Annotated in this window: 14 protein-coding genes; 2 read left to right on the forward strand and 12 right to left on the reverse strand. The window is 67.0% G+C overall.

Translation table 11 applies throughout. The features are described from left to right. Positions 1–14 precede the first annotated feature (14 nt). The gene (locus CLG85_RS04400) at positions 15–1,592 is read right to left on the reverse strand and encodes a Re/Si-specific NAD(P)(+) transhydrogenase subunit alpha (RefSeq protein WP_095882151.1); all 1,578 of its coding nucleotides are present in this window, start codon (positions 1,590–1,592) and stop codon (positions 15–17) included. A gap of 136 nt (positions 1,593–1,728) precedes the next feature. Beyond that, positions 1,729–2,181 (reverse strand): methyltransferase family protein, encoded by a 453-nt coding sequence (locus CLG85_RS04405; RefSeq protein WP_095882150.1) that lies wholly within the window; start codon positions 2,179–2,181, stop codon positions 1,729–1,731. A gap of 238 nt (positions 2,182–2,419) precedes the next feature. On the opposite strand from CLG85_RS04405, the gene kynU reads away from it, so the two are divergent. Next, positions 2,420–3,628 (forward strand): kynureninase, encoded by a 1,209-nt coding sequence (kynU, locus tag CLG85_RS04410; protein WP_260348491.1) that lies wholly within the window; start codon positions 2,420–2,422, stop codon positions 3,626–3,628. Here the strand turns inward: kynU and CLG85_RS04415 are convergent. The 5 genes from CLG85_RS04415 to CLG85_RS04435 all read right to left on the reverse strand — a co-directional run bounded on the left by CLG85_RS04415 (position 3,621) and on the right by CLG85_RS04435 (position 10,772). Further along, complete coding sequence (locus tag CLG85_RS04415) at positions 3,621–4,415, reverse strand: gamma-glutamyl-gamma-aminobutyrate hydrolase family protein (RefSeq protein ID WP_260348492.1); 795 nt, start codon at positions 4,413–4,415, stop codon at positions 3,621–3,623. The genes kynU and CLG85_RS04415 overlap by 8 nt on opposite strands. Before the next feature lie 75 nt (positions 4,416–4,490). Continuing rightward, complete coding sequence (locus CLG85_RS04420; RefSeq protein WP_095882147.1) at positions 4,491–4,919, reverse strand: GlcG/HbpS family heme-binding protein; 429 nt, start codon at positions 4,917–4,919, stop codon at positions 4,491–4,493. Between the two features lie 141 nt (positions 4,920–5,060). Continuing rightward, positions 5,061–7,214, reverse strand: a complete 2,154-nt coding sequence (locus CLG85_RS04425) for a malate synthase G (RefSeq protein WP_095882146.1) — start codon at positions 7,212–7,214, stop codon at positions 5,061–5,063. A 292-nt stretch (positions 7,215–7,506) separates the two neighbouring features. After that, positions 7,507–9,318 carry an ABCB family ABC transporter ATP-binding protein/permease gene (locus tag CLG85_RS04430; RefSeq protein WP_095882145.1) on the reverse strand — a complete coding sequence of 604 codons (1,812 nt, stop codon included), beginning with the start codon at positions 9,316–9,318 and terminating at the stop codon, positions 7,507–7,509. Between the two features lie 176 nt (positions 9,319–9,494). Next, complete coding sequence (locus tag CLG85_RS04435; RefSeq protein ID WP_260348493.1) at positions 9,495–10,772, reverse strand: LysM peptidoglycan-binding domain-containing protein; 1,278 nt, start codon at positions 10,770–10,772, stop codon at positions 9,495–9,497. A gap of 107 nt (positions 10,773–10,879) precedes the next feature. Between CLG85_RS04435 and CLG85_RS04440 the strand changes: the two genes are divergently transcribed. Beyond that, positions 10,880–11,431 carry an LOG family protein gene (locus CLG85_RS04440; protein ID WP_095884025.1) on the forward strand — a complete coding sequence of 184 codons (552 nt, stop codon included), beginning with the start codon at positions 10,880–10,882 and terminating at the stop codon, positions 11,429–11,431. A 93-nt stretch (positions 11,432–11,524) separates the two neighbouring features. Here CLG85_RS04440 and CLG85_RS04445 read toward each other — a convergent pair whose 3' ends face one another. The 5 genes from CLG85_RS04445 to CLG85_RS04465 form a co-directional block, all read right to left on the reverse strand. Beyond that, positions 11,525–11,980 (reverse strand): baeRF12 domain-containing protein, encoded by a 456-nt coding sequence (locus CLG85_RS04445; RefSeq protein ID WP_095884024.1) that lies wholly within the window; start codon positions 11,978–11,980, stop codon positions 11,525–11,527. 166 nt (positions 11,981–12,146) lie between these two features. Further along, positions 12,147–13,052: a fructose bisphosphate aldolase gene (locus CLG85_RS04450; protein ID WP_095884023.1), complete on the reverse strand. Its 906-nt coding sequence runs from the start codon at positions 13,050–13,052 to the stop codon at positions 12,147–12,149. Positions 13,053–13,153: 101 nt separating this feature from the next. Then, positions 13,154–14,398, reverse strand: a complete 1,245-nt coding sequence (locus CLG85_RS04455; RefSeq protein WP_260348495.1) for a cytochrome P450 — start codon at positions 14,396–14,398, stop codon at positions 13,154–13,156. Between the two features lie 111 nt (positions 14,399–14,509). Next, positions 14,510–15,754, reverse strand: coding sequence for a hypothetical protein (locus tag CLG85_RS04460; RefSeq protein WP_095884021.1), 1,245 nt, complete (start codon positions 15,752–15,754; stop codon positions 14,510–14,512). A gap of 94 nt (positions 15,755–15,848) precedes the next feature. Next, the gene (locus tag CLG85_RS04465; protein WP_260348496.1) at positions 15,849–16,601 is read right to left on the reverse strand and encodes a cytochrome c biogenesis CcdA family protein; all 753 of its coding nucleotides are present in this window, start codon (positions 16,599–16,601) and stop codon (positions 15,849–15,851) included. Positions 16,602–16,651: the final 50 nt, after the last annotated feature.

Consider the following 16,651-nt stretch of genomic DNA (forward strand, 5'->3'; position numbering starts at 1 on the left):
GTCCCCACCTCTCCTTACGATTTCTGGAACATGGCGAGCATGCGCCGTGTCACGAGGAAGCCGCCGAAGATGTTGATCCCGGCCATGAAAACCGAGAGCGCGGCAAGGATGATCACCAGCCAGTTGCCCGAGCCGATCTGCATCAGCGCGCCAAGGATGATGATCGAGGAGATGGCGTTGGTGACGGCCATCAGCGGGGTATGCAGCGAATGCGAGACGTTCCAGATCACCTGGAAGCCGACGAAGACCGAGAGCACGAAGACGATGAAGTGCTGCATGAAGCTGGCGGGGGCGACAAGGCCCACGGCAAGCAGCAGCACCGCGCCGACACCCAGCAGGGTCACCTGCTGTTTCGTCTGCGCCTTGAAGGCGGCGACTTCCTGCGCGCGCTTCTGCTCCGGCGTCAGCTCGGGGGTCTTTTCCTTCGGCTTCTGCGCCGCGATCGCCTTGGTCTTCGGCGGCGGCGGCGGGAAGGTGACATCCTTGGCATGCGCGATGGTCGCGCCGCGGATCACGTCGTCGTCCATGTTGTGCACGACCGTGCCATCGGTCTTGCCGGGGGTCAGGTCGGACATCATGTGCCGGATGTTGGTGGCGTAGAGCGCCGAGCTCTGCGTCGCCATGCGGCTGGGGAAGTCGGTGTAGCCGATAATTGTCACGCCGTTGTCGGTGACGATCTTCTGGTCCATCACCGTCAGCTTGCAGTTGCCGCCGCGCTCTGCCGCGAGGTCGACGATCACCGAGCCGGGCTTCATCGCCTTCACCATGTCCTCGGTCCAGAGCTCGGGGGCTTCCCGGTTCGGAATGAGGGCGGTGGTGATGACGATGTCCATCTCGGGGGCAAGTTCACGGAACTTGGCGAGCTGGGCTTCGCGGAACTCGGGACTGGAAACCGAGGCGTAGCCGCCGGACGAGGCACCGTCGGCCTGCTCCTCCTCGAAGTCGAGGTAGACGAACTGGGCACCCATGGATTCGACCTGCTCTGCCACTTCCGGGCGCACGTCGAAGGCATAGGTGATCGCGCCGAGCGAGGTCGAGGTGCCGATGGCCGCAAGACCGGCCACGCCGGCGCCGACGATCAGCACCTTGGCGGGCGGCACCTTGCCTGCGGCGGTCACCTGGCCGGTGAAGAAGCGGCCGAAGTTGTTGCCGGCCTCGATCACCGCGCGGTAGCCGGCGATATTGGCCATGGACGACAGCGCGTCCATCTTCTGCGCGCGCGAGATCCGCGGCACCATGTCCATCGCGATCACGCTGGCGCCGAGATCGGCGGCCTGCTTCATCAGCGCCTCGTTCGAGGCGGGGTAGAAGAAGGAGATCAGCAGTTTCTCGGGCGTCAGATGCGCCACTTCCTCTTCGCTCGGCGGGCGCACCTTCGCAATGATGTCCGCCTGCGCCCAAAGGGCCGCAGCATCCGCCACCACGGTCACGCCTGCGGCCTCATAGGCCGCGTCGGCAAAGCCTGCCTTCGCGCCGGCGCCTGACTGGATCAGGCAATCATATCCCAGCTTCTGCAGTTGCAGCGCCGAGTCCGGGGTCATGGCGACGCGCGCCTCTCCCTCGAAAATCTCTGTCGGCGTTCCGATCTTCACGTAATTCGTCCCCCTTTTAGGCCGAGTATCCGACCCTTCATGGTCTCTTGTTTGGTGTTCGGTTGACGTATGGTCTACCTGCGAGGCGCCATGCTCACAACCGGAACGACCCGGTTAAACACATGGCGAAGAAAATTCAAAGCCACCTTCTAGTTTGTGTCTCATACTTGCGGAATGACGCAACAAACTTTCGCCGCAAGCGCGCCTCCTCGGGTTCGATGAAGCGCTTTTCGAGCAGCCAGACGTAGATCGGCAGCAAGACAAGCGACGGCACCGCATCCCAGAAGAGGATGAACCCGGCCAGAATCATCACGTCTCCCAGGTAGATGGGATTGCGCGACAGGCGGAACACACCCGAGGTGACGAGGCTGTCCGGCTCCTCGTGCGGCATGAAGGTGGTGCGCGCGCGCCGCATTTCCACCAGCGCCAGCACCGCCATCAGCACGCCGCCGCCCACCAGAAGCCCGCCCAGAAGGTCCGCCCAGACCGGACCGAAGCCCAGCCCCAGCGGCAGCGCGCTCTTCTGCATCCAGGCAAGGCACAGGCAGGCCAGAAGCCAGAGCGGCGGCAGATCGAATTTCCTGAACATCCTGTCTCGCCTCCTGTGCTTCGGCTTGTCCAACTCGCGGGTCCGATAGGGCTTTTCGATGTCTAGCGCGGCGTTGCCGCCACGTCGCGCGGGCGATATGCCGCAGCCCGATCTTGCCTCCCCCGCAAATCCCGGCCACTTTCCCCGCCGACACTCAAGGGGCCAAAGGAGGCACCGCGCGGACATCCGGTCTCCCGGCCCGCGGCGGAGACCGGCCCCGCATTGCAGGAGGCGCATCTTGACCACCCCTACAGGCTCCATCTTCGACTGGACCAAGGAGCAGTTCCACCTTCCCCTCGGGATGATCTACCTCGACGGCAATTCGCTGGGCCCGCTGCCCAAGGCGACACCGGCCCGCATCCAGAAGATGCTCACCGAGGAATGGGGCGAGCACCTGATCACCGGCTGGAACGCCTGCAGCTGGATGGAAATGCCGACCCGCCTCGGCGACCGCATCGGCCGGCTGATCGGCGCCGAGACCGGGCACACGGTGGTTGGCGACACGCTGTCGATCAAGGTCTTCCAGGCGCTGGCCGCCGCCGTGGCGCTGAACCCCGGCCGCAAGGTGATCCTGTCGGACACCGGCAACTTCCCCTCCGACCTCTACATGGCCGAGGGGCTGATCGAACTGCTGGGCGAGGACTACGAGCTGCGCCTCGCCGAGCCGCACCGCCTCGAGGAGGAGATCACCGAAGAGGTCGCCGTGCTGCTGGTGACCGAGGTCGACTACCGCACCGGCCGCCGCCACGACGTCGCCGCGCTCACCGCCAAAGCGCATGAGATGGGTGCGCTGGCGATCTGGGATCTCGCGCATTCGGCGGGCGCGGTGCCGGTCGACGTGGCCGGCGGCAAGGCCGACTTCGCCGTCGGCTGCACCTACAAGTACCTCAACGCCGGCCCCGGCGCGCCCGCCTTCATCTACGTGGCCCCGCGCCATGCCGAACATGCCGAACCCGCGCTCTCGGGCTGGCTGGGCCATGACACGCCCTTCGCCTTCGAGCGCAGCTACCGCCCCGCCCCCGGCATCGAGCGGATGCGCGTCGGCACGCCGCCGGTGATCCAGATGGCAGCGCTCGATGCGGCGCTCGACGTCTGGGACAGGCTGGATATGGCGGAGGTCCGCAAGCGCTCGCTGGCGCTGACCGGGCTGATGATCGAAGAGGTCGAGACCCACTGCCCGGGCCTGAAGCTGGCCACCCCGCGCGACACCGACCTGCGCGGCAGCCAGGTCAGCTTCCGCTTCGAGCATGGCTACGCGGCGATGCAGGCGCTGATCGACCAGGGCGTGATCGGCGATTTCCGCGCGCCGGACATCATGCGCTTCGGCATCACCCCGCTCTACATCGGCGAGGACGAGGTGCGCGAGGCGGTCGAGATCCTCGCCCGCATCCTGCGCGGCGCGCTCTGGGATCAGCCCAAGTACCAGCAGCGCAAGCGGGTCACCTGATCAGGCCGAGGCGACCCGGGGGGGCCTGGTGCCCCTCGGCCCCGCCCGCCCAGGCCCGCACCGCGTCGCCGAAGGCGGTGAACAGCGGCCGCGAGACCGGATCGTTGGCGGCATCCCACTCGGGGTGCCACTGAACCGCCATGGTGAAGCCCGGAGCGCCCTTGACGTAGAGCGCCTCGGGCGTGCCGTCGGGGGCATGGCCCTCGATCACGATGCGCGCGCCGGGGCGATTGATTCCCTGCCCGTGCAGCGTGTTGGTCATCACCTCGGTCGCCCCGAAGAGGCGATGGAACCGCCCGCCCGACGTCAGCGTCACCTTGTGGCGCAGGGCAAATTTTTCCTCGAGCGTGCCATCGGGCGGCATCCGGTGGTTCATCCGCCCCGGCAGATCACGGATCTCGGGATAAAGCGTGCCGCCCATGGCCACGTTGACCTCCTGGAAACCCCGGCAGATACCGAGGAACGGCTGGCCGCGCTCGACGCAGGCCCGCACAAGCGGCAGCACGATGGCGTCGCGGGCGCGATCGAAGGCGCCATGCGCCTCGGTCGGCTCCTCGCCGTATTCCTCGGGGTGCACGTTGGGCCGCCCGCCGGTGAGCAGGAAGCCGTCGCAGGTCTCCATCAGCTCCTCGACCGAGACAAACCGAGGGTCCGCCGCGATCAGCATCGGCAGGCAGCCCGAGACGCAGGACACGGCCTCGGTGTTCATCACCCCACCCGCATGGGCAGGATAGGTCTCGTTGATCAGGTGCTGATTGCCGATGATGCCGACGACGGGACGGGTCATTTGCATGCCTCTCCTTGCCTGTTTGGGCCTGTTTAGGTCAAACATAAGGCACGGAGAGGCACTTAGAAAGGTGGCTCAGATGAGCGCGGTCAGCCCCACCGCCTCGATGCCCGCTTTTGCGGCAGCGGCATCATTGTCCGAGCTGTCACCCGTGACCCCCACGGCGCCCAGCGTGCGGCCCTTGGCATCCTTGACCAGCACGCCGCCCGGCACCGGGATCAGCTTGCCGCCGAAGGCGCCGTTGGCGGCGGCGATGAAATAGGCCTGGCTCTCGGCCCGCGCCATCTGCGCCGAGCCCGGCATGCCCAGCATGACCGCGCCATAGGCCTTGCCGAAGGCGATCTCGAAGCGGCCCGGCGCGGCGCCGTCCTGCCGCTCGAAAGCCTGTACGTGGCCGCCCTCGTCCAGCACCACCACCGACAGCGGCGCCATGCCCGCCTCTTTCCCGGCCTCGAGCGCCTTGCGGATGATCGTCCGCGCCCGGCTCAGCGAAATTCCAGCCATCGTCTCTCTCCCTCACCTTCGGCAGACGCGCGGCGCCCGCCCTTTCTTCTAGGTTCAAATATCCTCGGGGGAGCGCGAGGGGGCAGACAGCCCCCTCGCTCCGGCGCATCTCACTGGCGCCGGGCCCCGATCAGGCGGCGCTCAGCCCGCCTTCAGCTCCAGCCGCCGCTTGTGCAGCACCGGCTCGGTGTAGCCCGAGGGCTGCACCCGGCCTTCGAACACCAGGTCGCAGGCGGCCTTGTAGGCCACGCTGTCGAAGCCCGGCGCCATCGGGGTATAGGCGGCATCCCCGGCGTTCTGGCGGTCCACCACTGCGGCCATCTTCTCCATCACGCCGCGCACTTCCTCGGCAGAGACCACGCCATGATGCAGCCAGTTGGCCAGATGCTGCGAGGAGATCCGGCAGGTCGCGCGGTCCTCCATCAGCCCGACGTCGTGGATGTCCGGCACCTTCGAGCAGCCGACGCCCTGGTCGACCCAGCGCACCACGTAGCCGAGAATGCCCTGCGCGTTGTTCTCGATCTCCTCGCGGATTTCCTCGTCGGACCAGTTGGCCCCGGCGGCGACCGGGATGGTCAGAAGATCCTCGAGCGTGCCGCGCGGCCCGCCTGCGGCGATCTCCGCCTGGCGCGCCAGCACGTCGACCATGTGGTAGTGCAGCGCGTGCAGCGTGGCGGCGGTGGGCGACGGCACCCAGGCGCAGTTGGCGCCCGCCTTGGGGTGGCCGATCTTCGCCTCGAGCATCGCTTCCATCAGGTCGGGCATCGCCCACATGCCCTTGCCGATCTGCGCCTTGCCGCGCAGCCCGCAGGCGAGGCCGATGTCGACGTTGCGATCCTCGTAGGCGGCGATCCACTTGGTGCCCTTGATATCACCCTTGCGCAGCATCGGGCCCGCTTCCATCGCCGTGTGCATCTCGTCGCCGGTGCGGTCGAGGAAGCCGGTGTTGATGAAGGCGACGCGGTTCTTGGCGGCGCGGATGCACTCCTTGAGGTTGGCCGAGGTACGGCGCTCCTCGTCCATGATGCCAAGCTTCACGGTGTATTGCGGCAGGCCGAGCGATTTCTCGACGAAGCTGAAGATCTCGTCGGCAAAACCCACTTCTTCCGGCCCGTGCATCTTCGGCTTGACCACGTAGACCGAGCCCTTCACCGAGTTGCGCGGGCCGGTGTCCTTGGCGAGGTCATGCTTGGCGATGAGCGTGGTGATCATCGCATCCATCAGCCCCTCGAAGATCTCCGAGCCGTCCTTCAGCAGGATCGCCGGGTTGGTCATCAGGTGGCCGACGTTGCGCACCAGCATGAGCGCCCGGCCCTTCAGCACCAGTTCCGAGCCGTCCGGCGCGGTGTAGCTCCGGTCGGCGTTGAGCGTGCGAGTGACCTGCTTGCCGCCCTTCTCGAAGGTGTCCGCCAGATCGCCCTTCATCAGGCCCAGCCAGTTGGTGTAGGCCAGCGCCTTGTCCTCGCCGTCGACGCAGGCGACCGAGTCCTCGCAATCCATGATCGCCGAGACCGCGGACTCCATCAGCACGTCGGCGAGGCCCGAGGCGTCGTCCTTGCCGATAAAATGCGTGCGGTCGATGACCAGCTCGACGTGCAGCGCGTTGTTGACCAGCAGCACCGCTTCCGGCGAGGCAGCCTCGCCACGGTAGCCGGCGAATTGCTCGGGCTTGGCAAGCGGCTTGCCACCCACCAGCAGAGCGCCGCCCTCGACGGCGTAGCCCGCCGCCTCGGCGTGGCTGCCGCCCGCGACCGGGAAGTTCTCGTCGAGGAAGGCCTTGGCCTTGGCCACCACCTCTTTGCCGCGCGCCGCGTCGAAGCCGCCCTTCGGTGGCAGCGAGCCCATGGCGTCGGTGCCGTAGAAGGCGTCATAGAGAGAGCCCCAGCGGGCGTTGGCGGCGTTCAGTGCGTAACGGGCATTGGTGATCGGCACCACCAGCTGCGGGCCGGGCACCGAGGCAAACTCGGGGTCGGTGTTCTCGGTCTCGATTTCGAAGTCCGGCCCCTCGGGCAGCAGGTAGCCGATCTCTTCGAGGAAGGCGGTGTAGCTCTGCAGGTCGGGCACGCCGGGGTTGGCCTTGTGCCAGGCGTCAAGCTTCTCCTGCAGCGCGTCGCGCTTGGCCAGCAGCGCCGCATTGCGCGGCCCGAACTCATGCGCCAGCTGCGACAGGGCCGCCCAGAAGGCATCCGCTTCCACGCCGGAGCCCGGCAGGGCCTTTTCCTCGACGAATGTGCAGAGCACCGGGTCGATCTGCAGGCCGTGGCGATCGATGCGGGCAGACGTGCTGGCAGTCATGGGAACTCCTCCTTCGGAATCTTGATCATGTCACGTTTAGGAAACAAGTTTCCGATAGGCAACAAGCGTGGTCAAAAAAATCTAACCAAAATGCGCCGCTCGCCATTCACTGAGCCGATTGCCCACCCCTTGCCGTTTCCCGTGGCGCGTTTCCCTCGGCGCAAATGATAGGCGCGGGCCGGAGCAGACGCCAAGCCCGTGGCGTCGAATGGACGCTGCCCGAAACGGCAAAGGGGCGCACGCTTGCCGCGTGCGCCCCTTCTTTCATCTCTCCGGCGAGGTCCCGCTGCCCTCAGGCGGCGCGCTCCTCGGCCTGCTGCAGCGCCCAGAGCTGGGCGTAGCGCCCGGCGCGGGCGAGCAGAGCCTCGTGGGTGCCCTCCTCGACGACCTCGCCCTTCTCCAGCACCACGATCCGGTCGGCGTCGGCGATGGTCGACAGGCGGTGCGCGATGGTCAGCACGGTGCGCCCCTCGCCCGCGCGGCGCAGCGCGCTCTGGATCGAGGCCTCGGTCTCGGTGTCGAGCGCCGAGGTCGCCTCGTCGAGCAGCAGGATCGGCGGATCCTTGAGCAGCGTGCGGGCAATGCCGACGCGCTGCTTCTCGCCGCCCGAGAGCTTCAGCCCACGCTCGCCCACCATGGTCTCGTAGCCCTCGGGGAGCGAGCTGATGAACTCGTGGATTTGCGCCGATTTCGCCGCGGCGATGACCTCTGCCTCGGTGGCGTTGTCCTTGCCGTAGGCGATGTTGTAGCGGATCGTGTCGTTGAACAGCACGGTGTCCTGCGGCACGACGCCGATGGCGCCATGCAGGCTGTCCTGCGTCACGTCGCGCAGGTCCTGCCCGTCGATGCGGATCGCCCCGCCCGAGACGTCGTAGAAGCGGAACATCAGCCGCCCGATGGTGGACTTGCCCGAGCCCGAGGGTCCGACCAGCGCCACGCTCTCGCCCGCGCCGACGCTGAGCGAGATGCCCTTGAGGATCTCCCGCTCGCGGTCGTAGCCGAAACGCACCTTGTCGAACTCCACCGCGCCGCCACGAACGGACAGCGCCGGCGCGCCGGGCTTGTCCGAGACCTCGGCGGGCTGGTCGAGCAGGTCGAACATCTGCCCCATGTCGACGAGGCTCTGGCGGATCTCGCGGTAGACCGTGCCGAGGAAGTTCAGCGGCATGGTGATCTGGATCATGTAGGCGTTGACCATGACGAAATCGCCCACGGTCAGGCTGCCGTTCTGCACGCCGATCGCCGCCATCACCATGACCGCCACCAGCCCCAGGTTGATGATCAGCGCCTGGCCGAAGTTCAGCATGGCGAGCGAGGTCGCGGTCTTCACCGCGGCGTCCTCGTAGCCCTCCATGGCATGGTCATAGCGCGCCGCTTCGCGGCCCTCGGCGTTGAAGTATTTCACTGTCTCGAAGTTGAGCAGGCTGTCGATGGCCTTCTGGTTGGCGTCGGTGTCCTGCGCGTTCATCTTGCGGCGCAGGCGCACGCGCCATTCGGTCACCGCGAAGGTGAACCAGACGTAAAGCGCGATGGTCACGGCGACGACCGCCAGATACCAGACGTCGAAGAGCCAGAAGAGCACGATGCCCACGAGCAGCAGCTCGAGCACCAGCGGGCCGACCGAGAACAGCATGAAGCGCAGCAGGAAGTCGACGCCCTTCACCCCGCGCTCGATGATCCGGCTCAGCCCGCCGGTCTTGCGGGTGATGTGATAGCGCAGCGAAAGCTTGTGGATGTGGGTGAAGGTCTCGAGCGCCAGCTTGCGCAGCGCCCGTTGGCCCACCTTGGCGAAGATGCCGTCCCGCGCCTGCTGGAAAGCGGCGTTGAGAATGCGCGCCATGCCATAGGCCAGCGTCAGCCCGACCGCGCCCAGAAGCAGCGTCGGGGTCTCGCCACCCAGCCTGTCCACCGCCTGCTTGTAGAGCATCGGCGTGCCGACCGCGATCAACTTGGCGGCGACCAGCATCAGAAGCGAGATCACCACGCGGCGCTTCACCCACGCCTCACCCTCGGGCCAGAGGTAGGGGGCGACACGGCGCATGGTGCGCAGGGCTGAGCGGCGCTCTGCGTCTTCGATGGCGGTCTGATCGGTCTCGGGAGGCATGGCTCGGCTCTCTTGGCTTGGCGGAGCATGCCCTTATCGCGGCCACCGCCCGAAAGCCAGAGGACCGAAGCGCACAGGGGCCTGTGCGCTTCGGGTGTGATTTCGATGGCAGCGCCGGAAAACCCTGTCAGGACGCCCGATCCCCGGCGCCCCGGTGCCGGGGTCAGAGGCCGGGATCACTCGGGAAAGGCGAAGATCTGGCCCGGGTAGATCAGGTCGGGATCGCGGATCTGCGTCTTGTTGGCCTCGAAGAGCCGCACGTAGGCCATGCCGTCGCCGTAGCGCTCGCGGGCGATGGCCCAAAGCGTGTTGCCCGGCTGCACCGTCACCGCAGTGATCTCCTCGGCGCCCGGCAGCTCGGCGGCTGCGGCGGCGAGCTTCTCGGGCGGCTCGCGGCGGAAAGGGCTCTCGGCGCGGGCCGAGACCTTGCCATCACCGCCGATCTGGTCGACGCGCAGCGTGTAGGTGCCCGCCGCGATCTGCGGCAGCGCGACCTGCCAGCGACCGTTCGCGGCAACCTGCAGCGTGGTGACCTCGCTATTGTCAAGATAGACGCGCAGGAAAGCCTCGCCACTTCCACGGCCAGAGAGCGCGACACCGCCCTCGGCGTCATAGGTGATCGCGTCGATGGCCACGCCGCCCGGCGCCATGGCCTGCGCGCTCTGCATCACCTCGACGCCGCCGGCGTCCTGCAGAAGCACGGTGGGCGCGGCCTGCTCCTGGCTGGCGCCGCTCCCGGCGGCGGCAAGCTCGCGGCCCTCGCCCGTCTGCGCACCCTCCTCTGCCACCAGCGGCGGCGCGGGCGGGGTGAGGATCACCTCCTGCTCGGACTCGATTTCCTTGCCGTTCCAACGCATCAACAGGCGCAGCACCTGCGGCTCGGTCGCGGCGGGAAGGTCGAAGAAGGCGGCGAAACGCCCATCGCCGCCGACCGGGCTGGAGAGCTCTTCCTTGCCGTCGAGCAGCAGGACGACCTCGCTGCCCGGCTCGGCGCGGCCCGCCACGGTCACGAGACCGCCGGGCTCGGCGCGCACGAGATCGAAGGTCGGCACGGCGGGACTGGCTACGGCATCTGCGCTGGCGGAGGGTGTGTCGGTGTTCGGGGTGTCCTCTGCGGTTGCCTCGCCTTCAGCGGGCGCGACCATCGCGAGTTCTTCCTCGGGGGTATTGGGCTCTGCGCCCTCCGCCTCTGCGGTCTCGGCCGGCGCGGCGGTCTCGGCTTCTCCCTCGGAAACGGATGCAGAAGCCTCCGCGGTCGGCGCGGGCACGGTGGCTGGTGCGTCTGCGGCCGGAGCGCTATCTCCGAGCTTGGCCGCGGCGGGTTGTTCGGTCACCGGTGTCGCCGCCGGGAGGCTCACCTCGGTGGGTTTCAGCCCGATCACCCCGCTCACGTAGAGCGCGCCGACCACTGCCGCCGCACCCACGCCGATCCAGACCCAGAGTTTCTCGTTCATCTTCGATATCCCACACACGGCGCTCCACCCATCCACATGAGCGCGGTTGAGAACCTATAACAATCCCGTTATCACCCGTCAAAACAGCATTTTTTTGGATTATCCACATGACCGCCAGATCTGTCTGCATTTATTGCGGCTCGCGCCACGGTGCTGCATCCAGCTACGCTGCCGATGCCAAATTGCTCGGCACTTCCATTGCACAACAAGGATGGCGACTTGTCTATGGCGCCGGCGACGTCGGGCTGATGGGAGAGGTCGCCCGCGCAGCACAGGAGGTCGGCGGCGAGACTTTCGGCGTGATCCCGACGCACCTTCTGTCTCGCGAGGTAGGCAAGACCGACCTCACCCGTTTCGTGATCACCGAGACCATGCACGAGCGCAAGAAGGTCATGCTGATGAACGCCGACGCGGTGGTGCTGATGCCCGGCGGCGCAGGCAGCCTCGACGAGTTCTTCGAGGCGCTGACTTGGCGCCAGCTTGGTCTGCATGACAAGCCGATCGTGCTGCTCGACACCGAGGGGTTCTGGGGGCCGCTGAAGACGCTGCTCGATCACGTCGTGGCGCAGGGATTCGCCGAGGCCTCGTTGCTGGACTTCGTGCACAGCGCAAGCAGCCCCGAGGGGGTGATGGAGATTCTCTCGCGCGAACTGGCCTGAGGTTCCGCGTTAAGAATGGCCGTCAATTAACTGATAAGAAAATGAAACGCCGCTCGGTAAGAGCGGCGTTTCGTATTCGGTCGAGGGGGCGGATCAGGCTGGCGCGAACTCGGCGCGCAGCAGTTTCTCGATCTTGTCGAGCGGGTGATTGGTCAGTGTCTTGTCCACTTCGGCCACCACCTTGTCGGCCACTTCCTTGTGCAGCTTGGCCCGCAGCTCGCCCAGAGTAGCGGGCGGTGCGACCAGGACGATGCGCTCGAAGCGGCCCTTGTGGGCCAGCTTGTAGAGGATGTCCGCCAGCTCGTCCGCGAAGCGTTCCTTGGCCAGCTCATGCCAGTCCGTGTCGTCGAGCGCCGACTTCTGGCCCGGCCCGCCATCGGCCATTCTGCCCGGCCGATTGGCCGATTGCTCGCGATCCGAGGGGTTCTCCTGCGTCTCGATGCGAACAACGTTCAGGTCGGGATCCTGCGCATCCACGTCGTTGCGCAGGAACAGCGCTTTTTCGCCGTCCGCGACCAGAACCCATGTGCCATTGGTGAGAATCGCCATGATGCTTCCTCCTGTTTCGTTCGGGGACCCAACGTCCGGCGCCGACCGGCGTTCCCTGCGCGCGGCGCGGCGCGCCTCACAGGATATCACGAAACGAAAGCGCCCGGCCCCTCGATGGAGGCCGGGCGCATTGGCCCCGCGAGGGCCGATCCGGATCAGGCTGCGTTCAGAGCGACGCCTGGTAGATCTTCTCGATGTTGCTGCCCAGAAGCGCGTTGAACTCATCGTCCGACTGCTTCTTCGACAGGCCCTCTGCCAGCGCGCGGCTGAAGGAGGCGATCATCTTGGTGTTCTTCGACAGTCGCTCGCAGGCGTCGTCGGTCGAGTATCCGCCCGAGAGCGCCACGACACGCACCACGCGCGGGTGATCGGCGAGACCGTCGTAGAGGCCCGGAACCGAGGGGATGGTCAGCTTGATCATCACATCCTCGCCCTCGGCCAGCGTGTCGAGGTGCTTGGCCAGCGAGGCCTCGAGGATCGCCTCGGCCTCTTCCTTGGTCGCGGAGTGGATGTTCACCTCGGGCTCGAGGATCGGCACCATGCCGGCAGCGATGACCATGCGGCCGATCTCGAACTGCTGCGCCACCACGGCCTCGATCCCTTCGGCATTCGCCTCGTGGATCACCGAACGCTCCTTGGTGCCGAAGATGCCGAATTCCTGCGCGGCCTCGTCGAGGAACTCCGCCAGGCCCGGCATCGGCTTCATCAGCTGCACGCCGTTCGCTTCGTCCTCAAGACCCTTGTCGATCTTCAGGAAGGGCACCACGCCGCGCTTTTCCCACAGGTACTGGGCGGTCGGCAGGCCTTCGATCTCGCCGCGCATGGTGCGCTCGAAGAGGATCGCGCCAAGCACCTTGTCATTGGTGAAGTCGGGCGCGGTGATGATGCGGGTGCGCATCTTGTGGATCTCGCCGTACATTTCGGCTTCGCCGTTGTATTCGCTCTCCTCGACGCCGTACTGCAGCAGCGCCTTGGGAGTCGAGCCGCCGGACTGGTCGAGCGCGGCGATGAAGCCCTTGCCCGATGCCATCTGGTCTTTTTGCTTTGCAAAAACGGCCTTGTCCTGTGCCATGGAGGATCCTCTGTAGATCGTTAAAATCGGTTTACCAAAGGCTTAGACCAAGGCGCGGGGATTGGATAGATCGAAGCGCGCCTTTAACGCTACCATTAGCGCTAGCGGGGCAAGATGCGCAGCCATATGCCGTCGCGCGCACGCACGGTCAGGAAGGCGACCGGCTCCGGGATCCTCTCGGGCACGATCTCGAGCCTCAGGTCCCGTAGGATCAGCGAAAGCAGCAGTACCCCCTCGACCATGGCAAATCCTGCCCCGGTGCAGACCCGCGGCCCCGCGGAAAAGGGCATGTAAGCCTCGCGCGCGCATCGTTTGCCGTTGCCGGTGCCCCAGCGCGCCGGATCAAAGCCGTCGGGATTCTCCCAGAGCCGCTCGTGCCGGTGCTGGTGCCACGGGCTCAGCACCACCTGCGCGCCCTTCGGCACGTCGCGGTCGCGGAAGCGCTCGGGACAGGTGGTCTCGCGCACCATCATCGGCACGGGCGGATAGAGCCGCAGCGCCTCGCGGAAGACGTCGCGCGAGAGGCGCAGCTTGGCGATATCCGCAAAGTCCGGCACGTCGCCGAGCAGCTGCGCCTCCGCGGCGAGCCGCTCCTGCCACTCGGGGTACGCTGCCACCAGCCAGAGAGCCCAGGCCAGCGCCGAGGCCGAGGTTTCATGCCCGGCAAGAAAGAAGATCGCCACCTGGTCGACCATCTCCTCGGTCGAGAAGGTCTCGCCGGTTTGCGGGTCCGCGGTGGTCAGGATCTTGGTCGCAAGATCGTCCGGCGCCCGTCCCGCCACGATCTCGGCCTGCCGCGCGGCGGTCAACTCGGTGATCAGCGCCCGGATGCGTTTCGCCGCGCCCCTGGTGGAGCGCCGATGAAACCTAGGCATCCAGCGCGGCAGCGGCAGGAAGGCTGCAAGATTGAGGATAGGCTGCGTGCGCTGGTAGGCGCGGAACTCGTGGAACACCGCCTGCGCCACGTCGTGCTCAATCGGCAGAGAGAAGAGCGTGCGGAAGATCACGTCGGCGGCGGCGTGGCTGGTGTGTTCCTCGATCTCCACCTCGGCGCCCGCGCCCGCTTCGACCTTCAGCCGCGCCAGCGCCGCCTGCGCCGCCTCCCACATGGCCGGATAAGTCTCCTTCAGCCGCCCGCCCTCGAAGGCCGGGTCGATGATCCGCCGCTGCCGCAGCCACGTCTCGCCATTGCTGAGGAAGACCGAATTGCCGAGCAAGGGCCGCAGCCCCTCGGCGATGCGCCCGGACTTGGGGAAGTCCATGGGGCGGTCCTTGAGCACGGTCTTCACCAGCTCGGGCTGATTGATCATGTAGGAACGGAAGAAGGGCGTGCGAAACTCGGCCATCCAAGCCCGGTAGAGCCGCGCCGGCTGCGCCGACAGGAGGTCCGCCCGGAAGAGCTTCAGGTAGCGCAGCAGCGAGACCCTGTCGGGCCGGGATTTCGGCTTCGGGGGGGATCATGCGGCGCGGCCCGACGCGGGCTCGGTCGAGGTGAAGCGGTTCACCGGCGCCTCCAGCCGGCTGGCCGAGGGTGGACGTTGCGCATAGCGCGCGGCCAGCGTCCGCGGCCCGGCGGTGATGCGGAAATAGTCGTAGTCCAGCGGCGCGTCGAAGGCGCAGAGATATTGGAAATGCAGCCGGAAGAAGCGCCAGCGCAGCGCCTTCCAGCGCGCGGGGCTGAGCGAGCGGGTGAACTGCGCCGAGAAGACGAGCGGCCAGCGCTTGCCCTCGGGTGCCACGCCCGAGACCGCCACCGGATCGCAGAGCGCAAAGGCGCAGCCGTCGCCGGGGGCGGTGACGTCGACCCATGTCAGCTCGGTCCGGGTCGAAAGATAGGCAAGGTCCGCCCGCAGCCGCCATGCCCCGCGCAGGAAGGAGACCATCGGCACCACCTGCCCGAGGCTGAGGAACGCGAGCTTCGGCCCGCCTTTGGGCACCCTGCCCGAGCGGATCAGATCGGCGAGGATCGACACAGCCAGATGCGCTCCCGAGCTGTGGCCGACCACGAGAACTTCGTCGACATCCTCACGCAGCGCCGCCGCGATGGTCTCGCCGAACTGCGCCATGCGCGCCTCGAGCTCCGGCGGATTGGCGCCACTGTGGCGCGCGGAATAGGCGTAGTCGTGCATCAGGTAATAGGCGAAGATCTTGCCGTCCTTGCGCTGGAACCAGCGCAGCAGCGTCCAGACCGCCGCCAGACCCAGCACACCGCCGAGCAACCGTGCCGCGACACCGAGCCATGGCGCGGCCAGCGCCGTCAGCGCATAAACAGCCGATCCAACACCGATCGCCAGCCCCAGTTGCAGCAGCAGCATCCCCACCGGGTAGAGCGCCGCGATCACCGGCCCCTTGCGCAGCTTCATCAGTCGGAAGAGCGCGCCGGTAGAGACGTATTCCCACGCCGTGCGCACCAGTTGCAGGTAGGTTGCCGGGATGGAATTCGACATGCTCGAGCGCACGATATCGGACCAGACCAGCACCTCGACATCCGCGGTGACCTGCGCGCCGTCCATCTCGGCCTCGACATGCCAGCCGTAGGCGCCGCCGCCGGTCTTCGGGCTCAGGGTCAGGCTGTAGCCGGAGATCGCCGCCTGCGCCGCGCCCTCCTTCCGGTAGAGCTCGCGGTAGCGGCGCGGGTGAATGGGGTCGTAGCCGGGGATGTAGACCACCCGCCTGCGCGCCACGCTATCGCTGTCACTCATACCACGGCCCCTGTTCCCCTGCCCGGACGATGCCCGTGGCGGGCGCCAAGGGCAAGACCGTGACGAGACGAGAAGGCGCGGGTGTGGCGCGGGATCAGCCGAGCTGGCCGAGCGCCGGGAAGGTTTCGAGAAGCCAGAAGGAGAAGGCCGAGAAGGCACCGGTCAGAAGCGCGAGGCCGACGACGATGAGCAGCACGCCCATGATCCGCTCGATGGTCTTCATGTGGCGCTTGAGCCGGTTCATCAGCCCCATGGCACGGCTCAGGAAGACCGCCGCCAGCAGGAAGGGCAACCCCAGCCCCAGCGCGTAGACGCCGAGCAGCAGCGTGCCACGCGCGACCGAGGCCTCGGTCGCGGCGAGCGACAGGATCGCGCCGAGTTGCGGGCCGATGCAGGGCGTCCAGCCGAAGGCGAAGGCGAGCCCAAGAAGGTAGGCGCCAAAGGCCGACCCCCCTGCCTCACCCGCATCCAGCCGCGCCTCGCGGTCGAGGAAGGGGATGCGGAAGACATGCAGGAAGTGAAGCCCGAAGACGATCACCACCACGCCCGAGATCCGCGCCAGAAGGATCTGGTTCTGCAGGAAGAAGCTGCCGAGCCAGGAGGCGGTGAAGCCGAGCAGGATGAAGACCGTCGAGAGCCCGAGCACGAAAAAGAGCGCCGCGGTGAAGGCACGCCAGCGGGCGCTGCCGCCGGCCTGCATCTCCTGCAGCGACACGCCCGACATGAAGGCGAGATACGGCGGCACAATGGGCAGAACACAGGGGCTGAGGAACGAGATCACGCCCCCGAAGAGCGCCACGATCATGGCGGGGAGCAGGCTTGCGTCGATGATCTCGATTCCGAACATGCCTTTCGAATAGGCGATCCCGAGGGCCCCGTCACCCGGCGGCGTCTCAC

Origin of the sequence: Alloyangia mangrovi (assembly GCF_002300555.2) — a bacterium.
Classification (GTDB): Bacteria; Pseudomonadota; Alphaproteobacteria; order Rhodobacterales; family Rhodobacteraceae; genus Salipiger; species Salipiger mangrovi.